At 67.5% G+C, this 23,309-nt stretch carries 18 protein-coding genes; 11 read left to right on the top strand and 7 right to left on the bottom strand.

Annotated features, from left to right (window positions below; all coding sequences use genetic code 11):
- Positions 1-23 precede the first annotated feature (23 nt).
- Both C8N38_RS05225 and trpA read left to right on the top strand, forming a co-directional pair.
- Entirely contained in the window at positions 24-494 is a 471-nt protein-coding gene (locus tag C8N38_RS05225) for a protein tyrosine phosphatase family protein (RefSeq protein WP_245895521.1), read from the top strand.
- Positions 495-632: 138 nt separating this feature from the next.
- A complete protein-coding gene (trpA, locus tag C8N38_RS05220; protein ID WP_108024645.1) occupies positions 633-1,424 on the top strand; it encodes a tryptophan synthase subunit alpha in 792 nt (263 codons plus the stop codon).
- A gap of 88 nt (positions 1,425-1,512) precedes the next feature.
- Here trpA and C8N38_RS05215 read toward each other — a convergent pair whose 3' ends face one another.
- Positions 1,513-2,313, bottom strand: coding sequence for an ABC transporter permease (locus tag C8N38_RS05215; RefSeq protein WP_245895518.1), 801 nt, complete (start codon positions 2,311-2,313; stop codon positions 1,513-1,515).
- A 143-nt stretch (positions 2,314-2,456) separates the two neighbouring features.
- On the opposite strand from C8N38_RS05215, the gene C8N38_RS05210 reads away from it, so the two are divergent.
- Positions 2,457-3,086 carry a GcrA family cell cycle regulator gene (locus C8N38_RS05210; RefSeq protein WP_108024641.1) on the top strand — a complete coding sequence of 210 codons (630 nt, stop codon included), beginning with the start codon at positions 2,457-2,459 and terminating at the stop codon, positions 3,084-3,086.
- 63 nt (positions 3,087-3,149) lie between these two features.
- Here the strand turns inward: C8N38_RS05210 and C8N38_RS05205 are convergent, their stop codons facing one another.
- Positions 3,150-5,150 (bottom strand): AsmA family protein, encoded by a 2,001-nt coding sequence (locus C8N38_RS05205; protein ID WP_158272305.1) that lies wholly within the window; start codon positions 5,148-5,150, stop codon positions 3,150-3,152.
- 136 nt (positions 5,151-5,286) lie between these two features.
- Here C8N38_RS05205 and rimO point away from each other — a divergent pair, with 136 nt between their 5' ends.
- Positions 5,287-6,675 (top strand): 30S ribosomal protein S12 methylthiotransferase RimO, encoded by a 1,389-nt coding sequence (gene rimO, locus C8N38_RS05200; RefSeq protein WP_108024637.1) that lies wholly within the window; start codon positions 5,287-5,289, stop codon positions 6,673-6,675.
- 121 nt (positions 6,676-6,796) lie between these two features.
- On the opposite strand, the gene C8N38_RS05195 is transcribed toward rimO, so the two are convergent.
- Positions 6,797-7,285 (bottom strand): Lrp/AsnC family transcriptional regulator, encoded by a 489-nt coding sequence (locus C8N38_RS05195; protein WP_108024635.1) that lies wholly within the window; start codon positions 7,283-7,285, stop codon positions 6,797-6,799.
- Between the two features lie 905 nt (positions 7,286-8,190).
- Between C8N38_RS05195 and C8N38_RS05190 the strand changes: the two genes are divergently transcribed.
- From C8N38_RS05190 to C8N38_RS05170, 5 genes are all read left to right on the top strand, one after another.
- A complete protein-coding gene (locus tag C8N38_RS05190; protein ID WP_215731095.1) occupies positions 8,191-9,123 on the top strand; it encodes a sulfate ABC transporter substrate-binding protein in 933 nt (310 codons plus the stop codon).
- 3 nt (positions 9,124-9,126) lie between these two features.
- A complete protein-coding gene (cysT, locus tag C8N38_RS05185) occupies positions 9,127-9,966 on the top strand; it encodes a sulfate ABC transporter permease subunit CysT (RefSeq protein WP_108024631.1) in 840 nt (279 codons plus the stop codon).
- Positions 9,959-10,822 (top strand): sulfate ABC transporter permease subunit CysW, encoded by an 864-nt coding sequence (gene cysW / locus C8N38_RS05180; RefSeq protein ID WP_108024629.1) that lies wholly within the window; start codon positions 9,959-9,961, stop codon positions 10,820-10,822. Before cysT ends, cysW begins: the two co-directional genes overlap by 8 nt.
- Positions 10,823-10,835: 13 nt before the next feature.
- Positions 10,836-11,555 carry a sulfate/molybdate ABC transporter ATP-binding protein gene (locus C8N38_RS05175; RefSeq protein WP_108024627.1) on the top strand — a complete coding sequence of 240 codons (720 nt, stop codon included), beginning with the start codon at positions 10,836-10,838 and terminating at the stop codon, positions 11,553-11,555.
- A 387-nt stretch (positions 11,556-11,942) separates the two neighbouring features.
- Positions 11,943-13,286: an RsmB/NOP family class I SAM-dependent RNA methyltransferase gene (locus tag C8N38_RS05170; RefSeq protein WP_108024626.1), complete on the top strand. Its 1,344-nt coding sequence runs from the start codon at positions 11,943-11,945 to the stop codon at positions 13,284-13,286.
- 9 nt (positions 13,287-13,295) lie between these two features.
- Here C8N38_RS05170 and C8N38_RS05165 read toward each other — a convergent pair whose 3' ends face one another.
- Together C8N38_RS05165 and C8N38_RS05160 are read right to left on the bottom strand one after the other, a co-directional pair.
- Positions 13,296-15,320 (bottom strand): YgiQ family radical SAM protein, encoded by a 2,025-nt coding sequence (locus tag C8N38_RS05165; protein WP_108024624.1) that lies wholly within the window; start codon positions 15,318-15,320, stop codon positions 13,296-13,298.
- Positions 15,321-15,555: 235 nt separating this feature from the next.
- Positions 15,556-16,530, bottom strand: coding sequence for a murein L,D-transpeptidase catalytic domain-containing protein (locus C8N38_RS05160; RefSeq protein ID WP_245895516.1), 975 nt, complete (start codon positions 16,528-16,530; stop codon positions 15,556-15,558).
- A 267-nt stretch (positions 16,531-16,797) separates the two neighbouring features.
- On the opposite strand from C8N38_RS05160, the gene C8N38_RS05155 reads away from it, so the two are divergent.
- Complete coding sequence (locus tag C8N38_RS05155) at positions 16,798-18,759, top strand: putative bifunctional diguanylate cyclase/phosphodiesterase (protein ID WP_108024620.1); 1,962 nt, start codon at positions 16,798-16,800, stop codon at positions 18,757-18,759.
- A 207-nt stretch (positions 18,760-18,966) separates the two neighbouring features.
- Here the strand turns inward: C8N38_RS05155 and C8N38_RS05150 are convergent, their stop codons facing one another.
- Together C8N38_RS05150 and C8N38_RS05145 are read right to left on the bottom strand one after the other, a co-directional pair.
- Positions 18,967-20,523, bottom strand: a complete 1,557-nt coding sequence (locus C8N38_RS05150; protein WP_108024618.1) for an alanine/glycine:cation symporter family protein — start codon at positions 20,521-20,523, stop codon at positions 18,967-18,969.
- Between the two features lie 11 nt (positions 20,524-20,534).
- Positions 20,535-20,966, bottom strand: coding sequence for a universal stress protein (locus tag C8N38_RS05145; protein WP_108024616.1), 432 nt, complete (start codon positions 20,964-20,966; stop codon positions 20,535-20,537).
- A 416-nt stretch (positions 20,967-21,382) separates the two neighbouring features.
- Between C8N38_RS05145 and C8N38_RS05140 the strand changes: the two genes are divergently transcribed.
- Positions 21,383-23,299 (top strand): zinc dependent phospholipase C family protein, encoded by a 1,917-nt coding sequence (locus tag C8N38_RS05140; RefSeq protein ID WP_146176227.1) that lies wholly within the window; start codon positions 21,383-21,385, stop codon positions 23,297-23,299.
- Positions 23,300-23,309 lie beyond the last annotated feature (10 nt).

Genomic DNA, 23,309 nt, shown 5'->3' with positions numbered 1-23,309 from the left:
CCCCAAGAAGGAGAAGTCCAGCCATGGCAAAGACTTTCAAAGGCATCGCCCAGGGACTGGACCTGCCGCCCATGGTTTGGCTGTCCGACGATTTCGCGGCGGCGCCACAGCCCGGGATTGAATCGCTCGCGGCACTGGCCGAGGCAGGGTTTCGCTCGATCCTCTGCAACCGGCCGGACGAGGAGGTGGCCCCGTCCGAGAACTCGGCCGCAATGGCCGCGGCGGCCGAGGCGGTCGGGCTGGGGTTCGCGGCGATTCCCGTCAGCCATGCCCCGATCACGCCCGCGATGATCGCGGCCCAGGCCCGCGCGATGGACGATCTGCCCGGCCCCTATTTCGCCTATTGCCGGGCCGGGTTTCGGTCCTCGGTCATCTGGGCGCTGACCCAGGCCGGGCGCCGCCCGACCTCGGAAATCGTGGGGGCCCTGGAACGGGCGGGATTTGCCCTGCCCGGCCTGCGCGTGCAGATCGAAGCGCTGGCCGCAGGCCGCTGAGCCGCGGCCCTCCGGCCAGACATGGCCGTCCTCGCGCTGCAGCGTGGCCGGTGCCCTGCCTGTGCGCGTCGCCAAACGACCCATTGATTTTCGCCGCAGGCTGGCCCAAACCGCTCGGGCAACGCCCGGAGGACGCCCATGACCCGCATCGACGCCAAATTCGCCGCGCTGAAGGCGGAGAACCGCAAGGCTTTCGTGGCCTATGTGATGGCGGGCGATCCCGATTTCGCGACCTCGCTGGAGATCGTGAAGGGTCTTCCCAGCGCGGGCGTCGACATCATCGAGCTGGGCCTGCCCTTCACCGACCCGATGGCCGACGGCCCGACCATCCAGCTGGCGGGGCAACGCGCGCTCGATGCCGGCCAGACCCTGCAGAAGACGCTGGATCTGGCCCGCGCCTTCCGCGAGGCCGACGACACCACCCCGATCGTGATGATGGGCTATTTCAACCCGATCTATTCGCGCGGGGTCGAGACCTTCCTGACCGATGCGAAGGCCGCCGGGATCGACGGGCTGATCGTCGTGGACCTGCCCCCCGAGGAAGATAGCGAACTTTGCCTGCCCGCGCAGGCCGCCGGTCTGAACTTCATCCGCCTCGCGACGCCCACGACCGATGACAAGCGCCTGCCGAAGGTGCTGCAGAATACCAGCGGCTTCGTCTATTACGTCTCGATTACCGGGATCACCGGCGCCGCCTCGGCCGAGGCCAGCGATGTCGCCCCCGAGGTCGCGCGCATCAAGGCCCGGACCGACCTGCCGGTGATCGTGGGCTTCGGCATCCGCACGCCCGAAACCGCGCGGTCCATCGCCTCGGTCGCCGATGGCGCGGTGGTGGGTTCGGCCATCGTCAAGCTGGTCGAGGAGAAAAAGCCCGTGGCCGAGATCCTTGCCTATGTGAAGGGCCTCGCCGAGGGTGCGCACAGCGCCTGAGGCCCCCAGACGGTGCCCCGGGCGCGGCCCCTCGTCCAGAGGCGTCCCTCGGCCGGGACCAGTCCGGCAAGACCGCTGCGCGGAAGGCTCAGGCCTTCATCCGGTAGCCGGTCCGGAACCAGTGCCAGCACAGCGCCATGACCAGCAGGGTCGCCAGGGTGCAGACCCCGAGCCCCAACCAGGGAGAGCTGTCGGACCGGCCGATGACGCCATAGCGCACGCCGTCGATCAGGTAGAAGACCGGGTTCACATGGGTCGCGACCTGCATCGCGACCGGCAGCCGCTCGATCGAGTAGAAGGTGCCCGACAGGAAGCTCAGCGGCGTGATGATGAAATTGGTGATCGCCGCCATCTGGTCGAACTTGTTCGACAGGATCGCCGCCATGATCCCCAGCGCCGACAGGAAGGCCGACCCCAGCAGCACGAAGACCAGCGCCCAGAGCGGATGCGCGATGCCCATGCCCAGCACGGTCAGCATCAACAGCCCCACGGCCACCGCCACCAGCAGCCCCCGCGCCACGCCCCCCGCAGTATAGCCCAGCAACAGCTCGGTCGGCGACAGGGGCGGCATCAGCGTGTCGACGATATTGCCCTGCACCTTCGAGATCAGGATCGACGACGAGGTATTGGCAAAGGCGTTCTGGATCACCGTCATCATCAGGATGCCGGGCGCCAGGAAATGCACGAAGGGCACCCCCATCACCTCGCCCCGCGACGGGCCGATGGCCAGCGAAAAGACGCCGAGAAACAACCCCGCCGTGGCCAGGGGGGCAGCCAGCGTCTGGGTCCAGACCGCAAGGAAGCGCTGGATCTCGCGGGCGCTCAGGGTATAGAGCCCCAGCCAGTTGACCTGCCCGAAACGGCGCACGCCCATACCGGTTGCGTTCATACGTCCTGCCTCCTTGATCTGCCTTGCGCTTGTATCCCCGAAGCCGCCCGGATTAGAATAGGGCCTTGTCGGATTTCTCCAAGGCGTCGGGCGCCGGGGCCAAGGGGCCTAATGCCTGCACTGCCGCGAGCCAAGGGAATGTCATGTCCTGGACGGATGAACGTGTCGAAACGCTGAAACGCATGTGGGCCGAGGGCCAGTCGGCGAGCCAGATCGCCAAGGAGCTGGGCGGCGTGACCCGCAACGCGGTGATCGGCAAGGTGCACCGGCTGGGCCTGTCGAACCGTGCGGGGGCCGCGCCCGCGCGCCCGGCCCCGGAGGCTGCGGCGGCTCCAGCCGCCAAGGACAAGCCTGCACCCAAACCCGAGGCCGAACAGCCCGCTGCGGCGGCGGCCCCTGCGCCACGGCCCGAACCGGCCCCTGCAAGCCGCCCAGCCGCCGCAAGCCCCGCTCCCGAGGCGCAAAGCGCGGCCCCGCCGCCGCCCTCGTCGCGCAAGGCCATCGTGCCCGCAGGCCAGCCGCTGCCGCCTCAGCCCTCGGCCAATGAAATCAGCCCCGAGGCGCTGGCCTCGGTGCGCGAGGTGGAAAAGACCGCCAAGCGGCTGACCCTGATGGAGCTGACCGAACGTACCTGCAAATGGCCGATCGGCGATCCCGCGACCGACGATTTCTGGTTCTGCGGGCTGCCGGTCCAGCAGGGCAAACCCTATTGCGAGGCCCATGTGGGCGTCGCCTTCCAGCCGATGAGCGCGCGGCGCGACCGCAAGCGCTAGGCTCCGTCTGCGCGCGCCCCCGGGGTCCGGGGGCGCCGCGCGGCCCGGCCGATCAATCCCCGATCAATCCCCGAACAGTTTCCGCAACCCCTTGGACGCCTCTTCGCCCAGCCGACGCCGGGCCGCATCCTCGAGGCTTTCGTCGGTTCCCGCGCCCAGCTCCTCGGCCGCGCGGTCGCGCGCCTTCCGTTCCAGCGCCTCGCGCTCCTGTTTCAGCCGCGCCTCGGCCAGGGCCTCGACGTCCAGCCGGACATTCGGCGCGGCCCAGGGGCCGGTGATCCTCAGCGGCACGCTGACGCCGCCGCCATCGGCCCCCGGCAAGGCGGTCGGCACGATGGTATAGTCGAGCGTCCGCGCCGCAAGGCCCACACGGCCGCTGCCCCTGGCGGTCAGCAGCGGCGCCGAGATGCTGAGATCGGAATTCGACAGAACGCCCCGGTCAATGGTGAAGCTCGCCGAAATCGAGTCGAAGATCGTCCGCGCCCCCGCGCCCATATAGGACGGGTCGAGATTTACCAGCATCCCCGCCAGATCGAGCCCGCGAAACTCGCCCTGCCCGAAGCCAAGCGCCCCGCCCCCCGACAGCGACCCCATCAGCGCCGCCACGGAATTGCCCGAGGCCTGCAGGTCGAGCTGCAGATCGGCCGAGGTCACCAGCCGGTCGAACCCGGCGAAATCGCTCAGCAACGTTTGGGCCGACACCCCCGCAATATCGAGATCGCCCGCCAGCGACAGGCCGGTCCGGCCATTTGCCACCACACTGCCGGTGACATTGCCCGCATAGGCCTGCAGCTCGTGCAGATCGACCGCCAGCCGCCGGTCTTCCAGCCGCGCGTCAAGCCGCACCGGCCCCAGCCGCACCTTGCCGGCATTGATGGCCTCGGCCTTGAACCCGATTTCGGCATCGAGCGCGCCGAGCCAGCCCACATCGATCGGGGCCGTCGACCAGCCCCCGCCGTTGGGCTTGCCCGATGAACCGCCCCCGCCCGTGGCGGCGGACGACCCGCTGCCGTCCCCCGAAAAAGCCGTCAGGTCGAGGGTTCCGGCCGAAAGCTGCGCCTCAAGATGCGGCCGGGGGGTGGCGGGCGCGAAGGCCAGGTTGCCGATCAGGGTATTGCCGTCCTGCCGGAGGCTCGCGCGGTCAAGACGGATCGCACCTTCGGGCGTGTAGGCCGCCTGCCCCTCCAGCACGAGCCGCTGGCCGACGCCGGACGGAAGACCGGGCGGCGTGGCCCCCGCGGCGGCGAAGATCGCCCGCAGATCCGACAGGTCGGCGTAAAGCTTGCCCTCGGCCGAAAGGGGCGCAAGGTCCAGTTGCCCGTCGAAAGCCAGGCTGGCCCGGCCCAGCGCACTCTCAAGCGTCAGCCGCGTCGGGTCCCCCGCTGCCAGCGCGGCGGCATGGCCCAGCCGCGCCGACAGCCCGATCTCCTGCCCGTTCAGCACCGCCGTCAGCTTGAGATCGGCCGGACCGTCCCGGTCGGGCAGCGCGAGGGTGGCATCCACGCCCGAAAGCTCGGTCCGCGCGCCGCTGGCATGATCGAGATAGACCAGATCGCCATCCGAGATCTCGCCCCGGTCAAGGGTCAGCCCGGCCAGCGGACCGGGGCCCTGGCCCTCGCCCGGCCCGGCCGCATCCGGGGCGGCGTCGGGCGCGGCCGGGTCGTCCGCCGCCTGCGTTCCAGCGGAAAAGTCCCAGTTGACCCGCCCGTCGGCGGCCCGTTCCAGCAAGATGCGCGGCGCCAGAACCGTGACCTCGCGCACCGCGATTTCGCCCCGCAGAAGTGCTGACAGATCGATGCCCACCGCAAGGCCCTCGGCCGACAGCATCGGCCCGGCCTCGGACCAGTCGGCATTGGCCAGCGTGACGGCACCGGTCTCGACCCCGATCTCGGGCCAGAGCGAGGGCCGGACCCCGCCCGCGACCGTCAGGCTGCGCCCGGTGGCTTTCTGCACCTGATCGGCGGCCAGCCGCGCCACCCGGTCCGCAGGCATCAGCAGAACCGCCGCCACCGCCAGCCCGATCAGAACCGCCACTCCCAGAAGACCCCGGATCACCCAGCGCATCATATCCCCCGCCCGACGATGAAACCCATGGCCCAAGCCTAGGCCGCCCGGACGCCCGCAACAACCCGCCCCGGCAGCCTGCGGCTGCTTTCCAGACCACTTCCCAGACTGGGCGCTCTGGCGTATAGGCTCGCCCATGTCCCAGCCCAGATCGCCGAACCCGCCCGACCTGCGTCCCGACCTGGCGCCCCGCGCCCGGATCGAGACGCCTGCCCGTCCCGGCCAGCCGACCATCGGCATGGTGTCGCTCGGCTGTCCCAAGGCGCTGGTCGACAGCGAACGCATCCTGACCCGGCTTCGCGCCGAAGGCTATGCGATCTCGCCCGATTACGCGGGCGCCGATGCGGTCATCGTCAATACCTGCGGCTTTCTCGACAGCGCCAAGGCCGAAAGCCTTGAGGCCATCGGCGAGGCGCTGAAGGAGAACGGCCGGGTGATCGTCACCGGCTGTCTGGGGGCCGAGCCGGGCTACATCACCGGCGCGCATCCGACCGTGCTGGCGGTCACGGGGCCGCATCAATACGAACAGGTGCTGGATGCGGTCCATGGCGCGGTGCCGCCCGCGCCCGATCCGTTCGTGGACCTGCTGCCCGCCTCGGGGGTCAGCCTGACCCCGCGCCACTACAGCTATCTGAAGATTTCCGAGGGCTGCAATCACCACTGCCGCTTCTGCATCATCCCCGACATGCGCGGCAGGCTTGCCTCGCGCCCGGCCCATGCGGTCCTGCGCGAGGCCGAGAAGCTGGCCGAAGCCGGGGTCAAGGAGCTCTTGGTCATCAGCCAGGACACCTCGGCCTACGGGGTCGACCTGAAGCACGCGACCGAAAAGGGCCACCGGGCGCATATCACCGATCTGGCCCGCGATCTGGGATCGCTCGGGATCTGGGTGCGGCTGCATTACGTCTATCCTTACCCGCATGTGCGCGAGCTGATCCCGCTGATGGCCGAGGGGCTGATCCTGCCCTATCTGGACATCCCGTTCCAGCACGCCCACCCCGACACGCTGAAACGCATGGCCCGGCCCGCGGCGGCCGCGAAGACGCTGGACGAGATCGCCGCCTGGCGCGCGGTCTGCCCCGATCTGGCGCTGCGCTCGACCTTCATCGTCGGCTATCCCGGCGAGACCGAGGCCGAATTCCAGACCCTGCTGGACTGGCTCGACGAGGCGCAACTGGACCGGGTCGGCTGCTTTCAATACGAAAACGTCGCGGGGGCTGCGGCCAACGACCTGCCCGATCATGTTCCCGCCGAGGTCAAGCAGGACCGCTGGGAGCGGTTCATGGAAAAGGCCCAGGCCATTTCCGAGGCGAAGCTGGCGGCCAAGGTCGGCCAACGCATCGAGGTCATCGTCGACGAGATCGACGCCGACGGCATCGCCACCTGCCGCACGAAGGCCGATGCCCCCGAAATCGACGGCTGTCTTTTCATCGACGAGGGCGCCGGGGGGCTGGCGCCGGGCGATCTGGTGACGGTCGAGGTCGAAGAGGCGGGCGAATACGACCTCTGGGGTCGTCCGGGGGCCTGAGCCCCACGCCCCCGTCTTCCGCGCCTGTCCCGGCAAGGACACCGGATCTGCCTTCGGACATGCAAAGGCTCGAGGCGATTTCGGCGGGACACCCCGGCCGACCGGCAGCGTGCCCTTGGGGCTATGACCGGGCGTCGATCCCCGCCCCGCGGGCGGACAGGGGCAGGGCCGTCTCGGCCCTCAGGCATTCCAGCGCGAAGATCGAGTTCACGCTGCGCAGTCGCACCCCGGCCGTCAGCTCCTCATAGAACCGGTCGAACGCGGCCATGTCCGCCACGACCACCCGCAGCAGGAAATCGTGGGTCCCGGCCAGCCGGTACACATCGCGGACCGCCTCCAGTCTTTCGATGACGGCCAGAAAGCCCGCCCGCCAGTCGGGCGTATGTTCGACCGCCTCCACCAGGACGAAGACGGTCATCGACAGCCCAAGCGCATCGGGATCCAGCAGCGCCACACGGGCGCGGATCACGCCGGCCTCCTCGTGTTTCTGGATGCGCTTCCAGCAGGGAGTTTGCGAGAGCCCGACCTGGTCGGCGATACGGGCAACCGGTACGGTCGCATCGCGCTGGAGGATATCGAGGATCTTCAGGTCGATCCGGTCGAACGTCATCGCGCCTCCTTCCGGCCCGGGACGGCCATAGCTGACGAGTCGATGCGAGCATGCCATATTTATACGTAATGTCTATTATGTTTATCGTCTTTTGGCGGCGAACGCCGCGACGCCTGTGACGTTCGGTGGGTCCGTCGCACGGTTGGCCATGCCTTGGGACGAATGATCCGCAGCCGCACCGGATCGGCGATCCGGGCGCTGACGGGCTCTCTTGCAAGGTCGCCGTCGACGCCGGGGAATGGATTACCGCCAACGGGGAGGATGCGTCCGGGTGGCTGCCGAGAAGCCCCGGAGCCTGCCGCCGCCCTGCGCGCAAACCAGTCCTCAAAGCCGGCCGAGTTTCGAAACGGCCATCGGCCGCTTGAGCCCTCGGGGGCTCGTCAAGCCGCACATCCCTTCGCTCTGCCGAGCCCACCGCCCGCCCGGCCCGGACCATGAGATCGAATCGCCGCCACCTGCCGCTCCGAGGCAAGGCGCCCGGTCCGGCGCGGGCCTCGCCTGTCCGCGGTCCTTCCCGGGAGAAGGATCTTCCAAAATCACGACAGAAAAGAGCGAGCTTCTTTCCTTGTTATTCACGATTATTCCTGTCGTTATTATGGAGTCAGGCGGCGCCGGCGGCGCGACCGCGCGGTTTCATCCCCCGCGACAGGCGCTCTGCCCCGCTGGCCTGACACCAGAATTCGACAGGGACCAGCAGAGGACCGGACATGTTTCGAACCATAGAAATCGGTGCACGAAGACGTGCCCGGGGCGCTGTCCGCCGCCGTTCCGGCGACGGCCGGACCGAACGCAATGCGCGTCCGGTGCAAGTCGCAAGCCTTCGGGCCGAGCGGCGCACCAGCCGTCTGAAAGGTATCCTGCGGGCCGCCGCCATCGGTCTTGCCATCGGCGGGCCGCTTCCGGCCATGGCACAGGAGACTGTCGAGATCCTCAACGTGTCCTACGACCCGACCCGGGAATTCTACCGCGCCTACAACGATCTTTTCAGCGCCTGGTGGATCGCGCAGGGCCACGCGCCGGTCACCCTCCGGCAGTCGCACGGCGGCGCGGGCGCGCAGGCCCGGGCCGTGATCGACGGGCTCGAGGCAACGGTGGTGACGCTGGCGCTGTCCGCGGATATCGACCAGATCGCCGAGCGTACGGGCCGTATCCCGGCCGACTGGCAATCGCGCCTGCCGCACAACTCCTCGCCCTATACCTCGACCATCGTGTTCCTCGTGCGCGAAGGCAATCCGCGCGGCATCAAGGATTGGGACGACCTCGTCGCCGACGAGGTGCAGGTCATCACGCCCAACCCCAAGACTTCGGGCGGCGCGCGCTGGAACTTCCTCGCGGCCTGGGCCTATGCCGAGCGCAACGGCCTCGATCCGCGCGACTTCGTCCGCGCGCTTTATCGCAACGTGCCGGTGCTGGATACCGGCGCGCGCGGATCGACCACGACCTTCACCCAGCGCGGCATCGGCGACGTGCTGCTGGCCTGGGAGAACGAGGCCTTCCTCGCCCTTGAAAGCCTTGGCGACGACGCCTTCGACATCGTGGTGCCCTCGGTCTCGATCCTTGCCGAGCCGCCGGTGACGCTGGTCGACGGCAACATCACGTCGGACGCCCAGCGCGAGGTGGCGGAGGCCTATCTCGGCCATCTCTACAGCCCCGAGGCACAGGCGCTGGCGCTGCACCACTACTACCGCGCCTGGGACCTGTCGCAGGCCGCGCCCGAAGATGTCGCGCGCTTCCCCGATCTCGACCTTGTCACCATCGCCGATTTTGGCGGCTGGCCCGTGGTGCAGCCGAAATATTTCGGCGAAGGCGGCATCTTCGACCAGATCTACGAGGACTGAGCTATGAAAGCGGCCCTTCTCCGCGCGCCCTCTCCCCTTCCGGGGTTTGGGCTGAGCTTCGGGATCGCGCTTGCGATGCTGTCCATCGTGGTCCTGCTTCCCATCGGCGCGCTGCTGGGCCGGGGCCTCATGATCGGCCCGGCAGAGCTGTGGGGGATGGTGAACACGCGCCGGGTCTGGTCGGCGCTGGCGCTGTCGTTTCGCGCGGCGCTGATCGCGTCGCTTTTCAACCTCGTCTTCGGGCTGGTGCTGGCCTGGGTGCTGGTGCGTTACCGTTTCTGGGGCCGCCGCCTCATCGACGCCGCGGTGGATCTGCCCTTCGCGCTGCCGACTGCGGTCGCGGGCATCGCGCTGACCGCGCTTTATGCCCCGAACGGCCCCTTCGGACAGGCGCTGGCGCCGGTCGGCCTGCGGATCGCCTATACCGAGACCGGCATCTGGCTGGCGCTTGTCTTCATCGGCCTGCCCTTCGTCGTGCGCACCGTCCAGCCGGTGATCGAGGAACTGGACCGCGATATCGAGGAGGCCAGCGCCACGCTGGGCGCCCGCCGGAGCCACACCCTACGCCGGGTGATCCTGCCGACGCTGACGCCTGCGCTGCTGACGGGCTTCGCCCTCGCGCTGGCGCGGTCGGTGGGCGAATACGGCTCGGTCATCTTCATCGCGGGCAACATTCCCGGCCTGACCGAGATCGCGCCCCTGCTGATCGTGATCCGGCTCGAGGAATACAATTACGACGCCGCCGCGGCGATCGGGATCGCGATGCTGCTGATCTCGTTCGCCATGCTGCTGGCCATCAACGCAATCCAGATCTGGAGCAGACGGAGGATCGGCCTTGTCTGACATCGTCCTTTCGCGACCCGTCCCGGTCACGACCGAACCGCCGCTGGCCCGCGCGCTTCTAGTGGGCCTCGCCATCCTCTTCGTGGCAATCTTTCTCTTCGCGCCGCTTGCGACGGTCTTCGCCGAGGCGCTGGCCCAGGGCTGGCGCGGCATGATCGCAGCGCTTTCGCTGCCCGATGCGCAGGCGGCGATCCGCATGACCCTGAGCATCGCCGTCATCGCGGTGCCGCTGAACGCCGTCTTCGGCATCGCGGCCGCCTGGGCCATCGCCAAGTTCGACTTCCGCGGCAAGGCTTTCCTGATCACCCTGATCGATCTTCCGTTCTCGGTCTCTCCGGTCGTGGCGGGCCTGATGCTGGTGCTGCTTTTCGGGGCGAACTCGTCGCTGGGCGTCTGGCTGATGGCCCATGACATCCGCATCGTCTTCGCCTTCCCGGGGATCCTGCTGGCCACGCTCTTCGTGACCTTCCCCTTCGTCGCGCGCGAGCTGATCCCGGTGATGATCGAACAGGGCCGCACCGAGGAAGAGGCCGCGCTGACGCTGGGCGCGTCGGGCTGGCGCACCTTCTTCACCGTGACGCTGCCCAACATCCGCTGGGCGCTGCTTTACGGCGTGCTGCTGTGCAACGCGCGTGCCATGGGCGAGTTCGGCGCGGTCGCCGTCGTCTCCGGCAAGATCCGCGGCGAGACGGCGACGATGCCCACCATGGTCGAGATGTTCTTTAACGAATACCTCTCGGTCGCGGCCTTCACGCTGGCCTCGGTGCTGGCGATGCTGGCGCTTCTGACCCTGCTGCTGAAATCCCTGCTCGAATGGCGCCATGCGGACCTGCTGGCGGCCACGTGCCGTCACTGAGAAAGGACAGCCCATGAATATCGAACTCGAGGAACTCGCGAAGGAATTCGGCACCGAACGGGCGCTGCATCCGGTGTCGCTGTTCATCCCGTCAGGCGCGCTGATCTCTCTGCTCGGGCCGTCGGGATCGGGCAAGACGACGCTTCTGCGCATCCTCGCGGGGCTTGAATTTCCCACCTCGGGGCGGGTGCGGTTCGACGGGGCGGACGCGACCGGGCTTTCGGTCCAGGATCGGCGCGCGGGCTTCGTCTTCCAGCACTACGCGCTTTTCCGGCACATGACCGTGTTCGAGAACGTGGCCTATGGCCTGCGCGCGCGGCCGCGCAGGGAACGCCCCACCGAGGCCGAGATCGGCCGCCGCGTGACCCGGCTGCTGGACCTGATCCAGTTGCCCGACATCGGCGCCCGCTATCCAAACCAGCTTTCGGGCGGGCAGCGGCAACGTGTGGCACTGGCGCGCGCGCTGGCGATCGAGCCGCGGATGCTGCTGCTGGACGAGCCCTTCGGCGCGCTCGATGCCAGGGTGCGCAAGGAGCTGCGCCAGGGGCTGCGCGAAATCCATGACAATACCGGCCTGACCACCGTTTTCGTGACCCATGATCAGGAAGAGGCAATGGAACTGGCCGATCTCGTCGTCGTCATGTCGATGGGACGCATCGAACAGGTGGGCAAGCCCGCCGAGATCCGCGCAAGACCCGCAACTGAATTCGTGCGAACCTTCACCGCGGTCTGACCAAGGGCCCGAGCCGGTCCGCCGGGAACCGCCCCTCTCTGGCGGTCGCCGGCGGGCCGCGCGCCCGAGCCCTGCACACGGCTGGCCGCAGATCGCGTCCGCCTCGTTGCCCTTGCGCCGGTTCGGGCGCACTTCGCGCGCGGGCCGTGGAACGCTCCCGGCGCCCGCCCCCCTGACCCAGGAGGCGAAGGCGGCGTCCCGCAGGACCGCCCGCGCAGCGCGTCCGACCCTGGCGGCGCGGCGCGAAGGACGGTTTCCAAAGGCGGATCTTCCGGCTAAGACCGCGGCGAGTGCCGCAAGGCCGCCGGGACCGGCCAGGAGGCACGCCCCGCGACCGGACGCGTGTCTCGCCCCTGTCCTGAACCGTTTCGAGCCCGACCTCCGACCGTGACCCCTGCCGCTCGCCTGCAAGCCACCCTCGATCTTCTGAGTGACATCGACAGCGCCGCGCGCCCTGCCGATGCTGTCGTATCCGCCTGGGTCCGCTCGCGGCGCCATATCGGCGACAGGGACCGGGGGGCGATCATCGAGCTGCTGCAGACGCTTCTGCGCCATCATGCACGGCTTGGGTGGTGGCTTGCGAAACAGGGGCGCGACGCCACGCCCCGCGACCGGCTGCTGGCCTGGCTCGTGCTTGGCGAGGGCAGGACGCCCGAACGGATCAGACGCCTTTTCAATGGCGCGAAAGCCGCGCCCGCCGCCCTGACCGAGCGCGAACAGGCGTTCCTGACCCGGCTGCGGGGCTGCACCATCGTTCATCCGGCCATGCCGGACGAGGTGCGCCTTGAATGCCCGGCCTGGGCGGAGGCGGCGCTTCGGCGGCGCTTCGGGGCGGCCTTCGAGGCCGAGATGGCGGCCCTTCTGACCCCCTCCCCGCTTGATCTGAGGGTCAATCCGATCCGATCGACGCGCGAGGCCGTGCTTGGCGGACTGAAGGATCTTGGCCTTCGGCCCGAGGTCTCAAGGCTTGCGCCCTATGGCATCCGTTTGAACGAACGCCTGTCGCTTGCCCGCCTCGACGGGCTCAGGACCGGCGCGATCGAGATCCAGGACGAGGGCTCGCAACTGGTCGCCCTGCTGGTCGATGCCCGGCCCGGAGAGCGCGTGGCCGATTTCTGCGCCGGAGCCGGTGGCAAGACCCTGGCGATTGCGGCCCAGATGGCCAACAAGGGCCGCCTTGTCGCCTGCGATGTCAGCGAGGGGCGCCTGAAGCGCTGTGCCGAACGGGTCCGGCGCGCGGGCATCCAGAATACCGAAACCCGTCTGCTGACCAGCGAAACCGACCGGTGGGTCAAGCGCCAGAAAGGCAGCTTTGATCGCGTCCTGGTCGACGCACCCTGCAGCGGCACAGGCACCTGGCGGCGCAATCCCGATGCTCGCTGGCGGTCGCCGGAGGAACACGGGCTGGACGGTCTCGTGGCGCTGCAAGGCCGGATCCTCGCGAGTGCCGCGCGGCTGGTGAAGCCCGGTGGACGGCTGGTCTATGCGACCTGCTCGATGCTGGCCGAGGAGAACGAAAACCGGGTGGCCGCCTTCCTCTCGGCGCATCCCGGGTTTCGCGTCGTGCCGCCCCGCGAGGCCGCGCCCGGGCTGGCGGCAGCGGTCGAGGGCGAATACCTGTCGCTGACCCCCGCGCGCCACGATACCGACGGCTTCTTCGCCGCCGTCCTGCAGCGCGAGGATCCGGCGCCGGCCGCGGAAGGCGAAAACGGCCCGCCCCCCGGCGCCTGAGCGCGCAGCCTATTTCCGGGGCAGCGGCACGCCCTTGGTGGTGAAGGTCTGCCCCCTGAAGCCGCCGCGCGCGGGACGTTTCTTCGCGCCCATCTTTCCGGTTCCGAGCGGCTGAGTGGCGGGCACAAGCTGGTCCGGGCGCGGCCCGATGAGGTCCGCACGCCCCATGGATCTAAGCGCCTCGCGCAGAAGCGGCCAGTTCTCGGGGTCGTGATAGCGCAAAAAGGCCTTGTGCAGGCGGCGCTGGCGCCCGCCGCGCACGGTCTCGACCCGTTCGGAGGCGCCCCGGCGCACGGCTTTCAGCGTGTTGATGCCGGTGTGGTACATGGCCGAGGCCGTGGCCATGGGCGAGGGCAGGAAGGTCTGCACCTGATCCGCGCGATAGCGGTTCTTCTTCAGCCAGAGCGCGAGGTTCAGCATGTCCTCGTCGGTGGTGCCGGGATGGGCCGCGATGAAATAGGGAATGAGGTAATATTTCTTGCCCGCTTCCCGGGCGGCGGCATCGAACATCTCCTTGAAGCGGTCATAGGTGCCGATGCCAGGCTTCATCATCAGCTCGAGCGGGCCGCGCTCGGTATGTTCGGGCGCGATCTTCAGATAGCCGCCGACATGATGGGTGACGAGTTCCCTGATATAGTCCGGACTCTGGACGGCCAGGTCGTAGCGCACGCCGGAGGCGACCATCACCTTCTTGACGCCCTCGACCTCGCGGACCTTGCGGTACAGCCGGATCAGGTCGTCATGCGAGGTATCGAGATTGGGGCAGATCTCGGGATAGACGCAGGACGGCAGGCGGCAGGCGGCCTCGACCTTCGGGTCCTTGCAGGCCATCCGGTACATGTTGGCGGTCGGCCCGCCGATATCCGAGATCACGCCGGAAAAGCCCGGGGTCTTGTCGCGGATATGCTCGATCTCGCGCAGGATCGAGGCCTCGGACCGGCTCTGGATCTTGCGGCCCTCATGCTCGGTGATCGAACAGAAGGTGCAGCCGCCGAAACAGCCGCGCATCACCGTGACCGAAAACTTGATCATGTCCCAGGCGGGGATCTTCGCATCGCCATAGGACGGATGCGGCGCGCGCGCGTAAGGCAGGTCGTAGACCGCATCCATTTCCGCGCTGCTCAGCGGGATAGGCGGCGGATTGAGCCAGAGATCGCGGTCGCCATGGCGCTGGACAAGCGGGCGGGCATTGCCCGGATTGGCCTCGCGGTGCAGCACGCGCGACGCCCGCGCATAGGCCTCGCGGTCGCTTGCGACCTCGTCGAAGGAGGGCAGCCGGATGACGGTGTCGCCGGACTTGCGGCTGGCGCCCTCGTCGGCAGAGGCAAGATCGTCGGCCCGCAACTCCGTATATTCCGCAGGCACCGGGCGGAACAGGGCAACGCCCCGGATCGCGTCGAGATCGCGGGCCACCTCGCCGGCCGCCAGCCGGTGCGCGACCTCGACGACGGCGCGCTCGGCATTGCCGTAAAGCAGCAGGTCGGCCTTGGCATCGGCCAGGATCGACCGGCGCACCTTGTCGGACCAGTAGTCGTAATGGGCGATGCGCCGCAACGAGGCCTCGATCCCGCCCAGCACCACCGGCACGTCCTTGTAGGCCTCGCGGCAGCGCTGCGTGTAGACGATGGTGCAGCGGTCCGGCCGTTTTCCGCCCTCGCCGCCCGCGGTATAGGCGTCGTCATGGCGCAGCCTGCGGTCCGAGGTATAGCGGTTGACCATCGAATCGAGATTGCCGCCGGTGACGCCGAAGAAGAGCCGCGGGCGCCCCAGCGCCCTGAACGGCTCGGCCGATTGCCAGTCGGGCTGCGAGATGATGCCGACGCGGTATCCCTGGGCCTCGAGCAGGCGCCCGATGATCGCCATGCCGAAGCTCGGATGATCCACATAGGCGTCGCCGGTCACGACAATGACATCGCATTCGTCCCAGCCAAGCGCCGCCATCTCGGCCCGGCTCATCGGCAGGAACGGCGCGGCAGGCCCGCCGGAAGAGGGTCGGCGCGACGGCGGGAAAAGCGGAGGAACAGAGCTGCGCATGATCTTCGCCTATAGTCCGGGTTCCGCGAGACTGCAATTCAACTCGCCTTGGGCGCAGGGTCGACCCGCCCCGCGCCGGAGCCGCTGTGGCGGGCCTGATCCCGTCATGCCCGAACGTTGGCGCGCACCTTTCCGGCCCCTCGAAAAACCCTGCCAGGTCTCGCGAGCGCCTGCCTTGCCCGAGAAGTTCCAGCCAGCACCGCAACACCCGTTCGGCGCAGGAGCCGCCCCGCCCTCACTTGCAGATCGGCAGTTCCGGCGGCGCGAGTTTCGGCAGGGAGGCGCGCCAGTCGTCGATGATCGGCCCGAGCGTCTCTTTCGGCCAGAACCGGGGCGCGCGGATGGTTTGCAGGCAGGTGTCATTCCAGTAAAGGCCGGCGCGCGACAGGGATCTGCCGGCCGTCACCGCGGCCGCGACGGCGTCGATATCGGCCGATTCCGGATAGATATAAAGCGTGGTCGGGTTGTCCTCGACCAGCGCGAGAATCTCCTTGGACGCGGTCTCCGACCATGTGGTGCAGCCATTGCTGCGGCCGCCGGTATAGTTGACCAGTCGTCCATAGGGAACAAAGCCCTTCGCGTCGGCATGGGGGCTGTCCGGGTTCTTGAACCGGCACTGCCATCTCACCAGAACGGCCGGATGTCCGCCGATGGCCCGTTCCCGGGCATTCGCCGTCTCGCCTTCCCCGTCGAAAAGCAGGAACGTGCGGAAGAAGGGTTCGCGCCGGTTCGCGGCGCCGACATAGCCCTTGAAGGAGGTCCGGGTTTCGGCGGTCACATAAGAACCGCCCGCGGTCAGCTTGGACCCTTCGGCATTGCTGAAATGCCTTGCGCAGTCGCGGCCGTTCGAGAAATCCGCACGCTGCAGCTTGCGCCCGTTGCCATGACCCGACGACACCGCGCGAAAGGATTTCCGGGCTTCGCAGATGACGTAGAACCGGCGCCCGGGCGTGCCGTCGCGCGCGGTGCTTGGGCGCGTTGCGTCCATGGCCAGGTAGCAGGGATTGCGCACCGTGCCCTGCTGCAGTTTCTCGTGGTAGAGCCTGCGCGCCCTGTCCAGAACCACCGGGGCGATCTGGCCCTCACCGGTGCCCAGATGCGCGTGCAGCCAGGCCGGAACCTCCGGGGCCCCGGCGCGCGCCGGGGTCGCACCGCCCAGCACGGCCCCGACCCCGGCCGCAAGGGCGAAACAAAGCGCAGTGAACCGCAATGTGCGCGTCTCCTTCTGACCATCGTCCACACCAGTATAGCACAGCTTCGCGATCCGCGGGGATCGGCACCGGCACCGGCGGACAGGACCGTCGCCCGCCCCCGGTCTTGCGGCCGGGCGCCCGAAACTCGCTCCCGCCCGGTCCCGCGGTCCGAGGCGAACCCGATAAGATTGAATCGGTTCTTTTGTCGCAGTTTGGACCGAGTTTACGACTGTTGTGCGATGGGAATGAAGGGGGAACGACGAAATGAGGGAGCGATGCGCCAAATGGCGAACTCCGTTCTGGCGCCGATCCGTTCGGCATTGACCAAGCATCCCAGCCCCGAGGATGCCGCAAGCGTCGTCCACGGGACGCCGGTCGGCGCGCTGGTCACCGCGTTCAATGCCATCGCCTTCGCCGCCAATTCCTATCAGGACGGTAACGCGGTCTTCCTGGCGTTCTGGCTGCCCGCGGTTCTGGTTTTGTGCCTGACCATGACCCGGAAGTCGCGCAAAGCCGCCAGACACAGGGTGTCGCGGGTCTCTCCGCGCGCGGCCCGCATCCTTGCCCGCACATCCGCCCTGCTTGCCCTGCCCTGGGCCGCGCTGGTGGTCTATGTCTTCGCCGCCCACGGTCCGGGCGAGCCGATGATCGTCATGCTGGTCTGCGTCGGCATGCTGTCGGGCGGGGCCTTCATGCTGCACCGGGCCTTCGTCGCGGCGCTGTGCTACATGCTGACAATTCTCGTGCCGGTGATCTTTTCCCTCCATTTCGGGGGCTGGGATCAGGCCTGGTCGGTGACCGCCTTTGCCGCAGCCTACGGCGTTTTCCTCGCCTATTTCGCCTTCACGGCAGGCGAAACCGCGCGGCAGCGCGACGACTCCGTTGCGGCCCTGTCGGACGCCGTGGCACGCCTGAAAAGGGCGCATGACGAGAATTTCCTGCTGGCCAATGTCGACGACGTGACCGGGCTGGTCAACCGCAAGGCCTTCAACGACCGGCTGCGTGAGGCGGTCGACAGACAGAAGGCGGGCGGATGCAGTTTCTCGCTGCTTCTGATGGACCTCGACCGTTTCAAGAACGTGAACGATCTTTTCGGGCATGGCGTGGGCGACGAGCTTCTGGCCGAGGTGTCGCGACGGCTGCGGGCCAACCTGTCCGAAGGGGATCTGATCGGCCGACTGGGGGGCGACGAATTCTGCATCCTGCTGCCCGGCGCCACGGACGAGGCCGCGATCCAGTCGATTGCGGGACGTCTGCTCAGGGTTCTGCATGGTCCGGCCCGGCTCACCGGGGGCGTGGTCTATCCCGGCGCGTCCTTCGGCGCGGCGATCTGTCCCGACGATGCCGCCGATCCGGTCGACCTGCTTCTTCGGGCCGACCTTGCCCTCAACCACGCGAAGGAAACCGGGCGCGGCCAGTGCGTCACCTTCAACGATCAGCTCCGTCAGCAGCTGATCGCCAGCGACGAGATCGAGGCGGGCCTGCGCATCGCGCTTCGGGAAGACCGGCTGAGCATTGCCTATCAGCCCAAGATCTCGCTGCGTGACGGACAGGCCGTCGGTGCCGAGGCGCTGGTCCGCTGGAAAACCGCCGGTGGCGAGAACATACCGCCCGACCGTTTTCTGTCCATCGCCGCCGAACGGGGCGTTTTGCCCGATCTTTCGCGCCACATCGCCGAAATGATCGCCGGGCATATCCTGACCTGGCGCCGGGCGGCGCTGAGCCCGGGCAAGATCGCGTTGAACATTCATCCCGACGACCTGAAATCGCCCGAACTGCTCATGTCCACCATCGCGATGTTCGAGGCGCAGGGGATCGACGGCAACGACCTTCTGCTGGAAATCACCGAGGGCTGTTTCATCGGCCGCGGCACGGACATGGCGGCCATGGTACTGGATTCGCTCGCGGATCGGGGCTATGAGCTGTCGCTTGACGATTTCGGCACCGGCCACGCCTCGCTGTCGCATCTCAAGAAGATCCCGGTCAGCGAGGTGAAGATCGACCGCAGCTTTGTCGCGGGTCTCGCGGTCCGGCGCGACGACCGGGCCATTGTCGCGGCGATTGCCGAAATCACCAAGGGCATGGGGATCCGGTCGGTCGCCGAAGGGGTCGAGCACGACACCCAGCGCGCGATCCTGACAGAGATGGGCATCGACCTCGGCCAGGGCCATCTGTGGTCGAGGCCCATCACCGCCGAGCAATACGCAAGCTTTCTGGGCAAGGACGGCGTGAAAAGGCGCGCGTGAGCCGGTCTTGCCACCACGCCCCCGATGCCGGAAGACCGCGGGGGTCAGCAGACCCGGAGCCTTTGGGGCCGCCCGAAGGCCACCGCAATCTGCTCAGGACGCAGGGACGGTTGCAGCCGCCCGCCTGACGGTCGCGTGAGGGGCGGGTCGTGGACCGCTTTGGCAGATGGGGCCGGCGCCGGAACGCCGCCTCCTGCAGCTGGGCCTCTATTCGGCCGGGGCGCCGCTGAATTTCCGTATCTCGCCGGTTTTCAGACGGGCGAAATAGGAATTCACCTCCCTGCGCACGATCGGCATCAGCACGTAAAGCGACGCGATGTTCACCACCGCCATCGAGAAGATCGCCGCGTCCGAGAAATCGATCACCGGTCCCAGGCTGGCCGACGCCCCGATCACGACGAAGATGCAGAAGATGACCTTGAACGTCAGTTCCTGCACCTTGCCCTCGCCGAAGAGGTAAGTGAACGCCTTGAGCCCGTAATAGGACCAGGAAATCATCGTGGAGAAGGCAAACAGCACCACCGCCAGCACCAGAACCACCGGAAACCAGGAAAAGACCGAGGCGAAGGCAGCCGAGGTCAGGGTCACCCCCGACGTGCCGCCGACGGTCTGGATGGCCCCGTCCTGAACGATGTAGCGGCCGGTGTCGGGGTCGATCATCAGTTGCCGCGTGATGATGATGACCAGCGCCGTCATGGTGCAGATCACGACCGTATCGACGAAGGGCTCCAGCAACGAGACCACGCCCTCGGTCGTGGGTTCCTTGGTCCGCACCGCCGAATGCGCGATCGCGGCCGAGCCCACGCCCGCCTCGTTCGAGAAGGCTGCGCGCCGGAAGCCCTGGATCAGCGCGCCGACCAGCCCGCCCGCCACGCCAAGACCGGTGAAGGCCCCGGCAAAGATCTGGCCGAAGGCCCAGCCGATCTGGTCATAGTTCGCCGCAAGGATCACCAATGCAGCGCCCACGTAGAGAAGCCCCATAAAGGGCACGACCTTTTCGGTGACCCGGGCAATCGACTTGATGCCGCCGACGATGACGGCGAAGACGATGGCCGCGAAGACGATCCCGGTGATCCAGCCCGGATAGTCTCCGACAAGGCCGGAAATCTGCGCATGGGCCTGATTGGCCTGGAACATGTTGCCGGCCCCGAACGAGGCCAGGATGCAGAAGACCGAGAACAGCACCGCAAGGATGCCGCCGCCCTTCCGGCCGCGCTCGGCAAAGCCCTTCTTCATGTAATACATCGGCCCGCCCGACACCGTCCCGTCGGGGTATTCGTTGCGGTATTTGACCGCCAGCGTGCATTCGGTGAACTTCGACGCCATGCCCAGAAGACCGGCAAGGATCATCCAGAACGTGGCCCCGGGCCCGCCGATGCCGACGGCGACCGCCACGCCCGCGATATTGCCAAGCCCGACCGTGCCCGAAAGCGCCGTGGCAAGCGCCTGGAAATGGCTGACCTCTCCGGCATCGTTCGGATCGGAATAGTCGCCCCGGACCAGCGCAATGGCGTGAAAGAAGGCACGCACCTGGATCAGTCGGAAATACCAGGTGAAGATCGAGGCGGCCACCACCAGCCAGAGCACGATCCAGGGAAAGCCGGTGAACGGGATCGGCGCGAAGATCAGCGCCACGAAGGGGCCGGTGATCGTGGCAAAGGCCTCGTTCACCCGGGCGTCGATGGTTGCGGCCTCCTGGGCAAGGCTCATTGCCGGGATCGTCGTCGCGGCCGCGAGGGCGGGGATGAATGTCGATCTGGTCATCTCGGATCTCCTCAGCCGACAACGGTGACGGGAATGGTGGCGTGCATCGCGAGGTTCACGCTCGACGACCCGAAGAGCCGCTGGCTGAACCCGCCTTTCGAGGCACGCCCGATCACGATCAGGTCCGCGCCGTTTTCCTCGGCCAGCCGGTGCAGCGTGTCCGCGACATCGCCGTGATGGACGAGCCCCGAGGCCGTGAACCCGGCCTTTGCGAGCGCCGCCACGGCCGGATCGACGATGCGCTCCTGCGCCGCCGCGACCTCTTCCAGCCGGCGCTTGTGCCGCTCTGCGTTTTCCTCGGCTGTCTGAAAGGAATAGGGCGACCATTCGATGACATAGGCAACAAGCAGGACCGCGTCCTCCATCGCCGCAGCCAGTCGCTTTGCATGATCGAGCGCCCTTGCGCCCGTCTCATGCCCATCCAATCCCACGAGAATCTTCATTGGGTCGGCCCTCCGCTGTCGGTTTCTCTTGATCGTTTTGGTTTGCGCATGTCCCGAAACGGTAGGCTGAATCATCACGAAACCGAAACGATTTGTTAACGAATCTTGATGGCTACGCCGCCACCTGCGGGAAATGCGGTCAAACCGGGCAGGCGCCGGCCCTGTCGGCACGGGGATGCAGGGCTGAACGGATCAGGGGTTTGCCCGGCACGCGGCCCGGGCCGGCCGCGGTCGGTCCCGCCGGAACGGCACGCTCCTTCGGACCGGAACAGGGCAATTCGCCACGAAATTGACTTCGCGTCACCTTGGGCGCATCATTCGGACATTTCGCGGCCGCGTTTCTTTTCAGTTCGTTCGAGTCCGCCTCACCGTTCGAGGCCTTTTGGACCCAAATTCGTTTTCCCAGGGAGGTGCCCATGCCAGGCCCCGCAATGCATCACATGATCGCCGACCGTCTGAAGGCCGCCATTCAAAGCGGGCGCGGGCTCGGCGAGGGTCCGGGACCGGACGAGGTCCAGAAGCTGCAGGACCTTCTGGCCGATCCGAAGAACCTGCCCTACCTCTTCTTCGGCTGCCACGGGCCGGACCCGTTCTTCTTCAACACCAAGGATCTGAACCCGACGGTCGGCAAGCTGGTCGAGATCTACAACGACGTCGGCGACTTCATCGACGACTTCAAGGAGGCCCTGCTTTCGGTCGTGCCGCAGCCGGTCCTGGACGCGCTCGAGGCCTTCGACGAGGCCGTGGACGAGGTGATCGAGGATTCCGCGCTGCTGAGCGAGCTGGAACAGACCTTCAACGACATCAACAACGTCCTGACCGGGCTTCAGGCGACCCTGACCGAGGCGCTGAAGGCCTTCGTGTCCGACTTCAACCTCTTCGACCTGATCTCGCACCCCTATCGCGACGGCGCCGCGGAGGGCGAGTGGTGGTGGTTCGACGCCATGCATTACCGCAAGACCGGGCGCATGGCCGAAGAGCTGCTGAACTCGACCCGCGACATGTCCTCGCCGCATCACCTCTACGCGCTTGGCTACCTGACCCATGTGGGCGCCGACACGGTCGGCCATGCCTATGTCAACCTCTGGTCCGGCGGCCCCTACCGCAGCCAGTCCCAGCGCCACAAGACGGGCGAGAATTTCCAGGATGTCTTCAACCTGCTGAACGTCACCGGGCAGGACTGGAACCGCTCGAAAATCCATGCGCTGTGCAACTTCAACTTCACCGGCACGATCTCGGACGAGGAACCCGAGGGCGACCCGAAGCTGCCCCCCGATTTTGCGGCCTTCCTCGCCGAGGCGATGAACAAGGTCTATCAGGAGGATGGCGACCCCGACCCGGATTATGCCAGCCGGATCACCGCCTCGGATGTCGATGACACCTATCGGCTATGGTACCGGTTCATGAAGAGCTTCACCGACACCGGCACCCTGCCCGCGCCGGTTCCCTATTCGCTGACCGCCGAGCTGCGCGAGGTCTGGGAAAAGACAACGGACAATCTTGATGAGGTCGGCGATTTCCTCGAGGACGCCACCGATACCGCGTCGGATTTCGGGATCCTCTCGATCTTCATCCTGCTGGCTGCGCTGGTCATCGCCGCGGTGATGGCGGCGGCGGCGCTGGCCGACGGCATTGCGGGCGCCGTCGTCACGCTGGGCACCGCGACGATCCGCTATGCCGCCTGCCTGATCTACGAACAGGTCCACAACGCCTTCATGATGTTCCGCCTGTCGCTGGCGCTGAACGGGCTCGGCTTCCCGATGATCGAGCATCTGACCGACCCGCGGCTGCGCCAGTTCGTGACGCCCTCGATGCCGGACCCGACCGGGACCGTCGCCGCCAACGTCGCGGGGCGCGAACCTTTGCTGCGCTTCTCGGCCGATTTTCTCAGCGACCCGCTGGCGGCGATCTTCAACCAGGAACGCCACCTGATCTATCCGTTGACCGATGGCGAGAAATCCGCGGTTCAGCCCGCGCCCGCCAGCTATTTCACGCAATTCGCCACCCATTACGCCTTCGGACGCATCCCGGTGGACGACGATCTGGTGACGCAACTGGCCGCGATGCAGGATGCGGGCGGCGATCCCGACGAGGCCGCGCTGCTGGCGCTTCTGGGTAAGCGCACGCTGGGCAACGGGCTCGACTTCAGCGGCCATCTTTACGGACGCTGGTTCCGCGGGCTCAGGATCCCGGATTTCAACCTCGACAGCGACCGCGGCTACGGCTTCCTGTGCTGGCGGCAGAAAGGCGACAGCCCGAACGAGCCGACCCGGCTGATCACCAATATCGACCAGGCCGATCCCCGAACGGTGAGCCTGACGATCCTGCCCTGACCCATTCTTC

The sequence above is a fragment of the Rhodovulum kholense genome, assembly GCF_003053725.1.
Classification (GTDB): domain Bacteria; phylum Pseudomonadota; class Alphaproteobacteria; order Rhodobacterales; family Rhodobacteraceae; genus Rhodovulum; species Rhodovulum kholense.
This window is presented reverse-complemented; position numbering and strand designations above follow the sequence as displayed.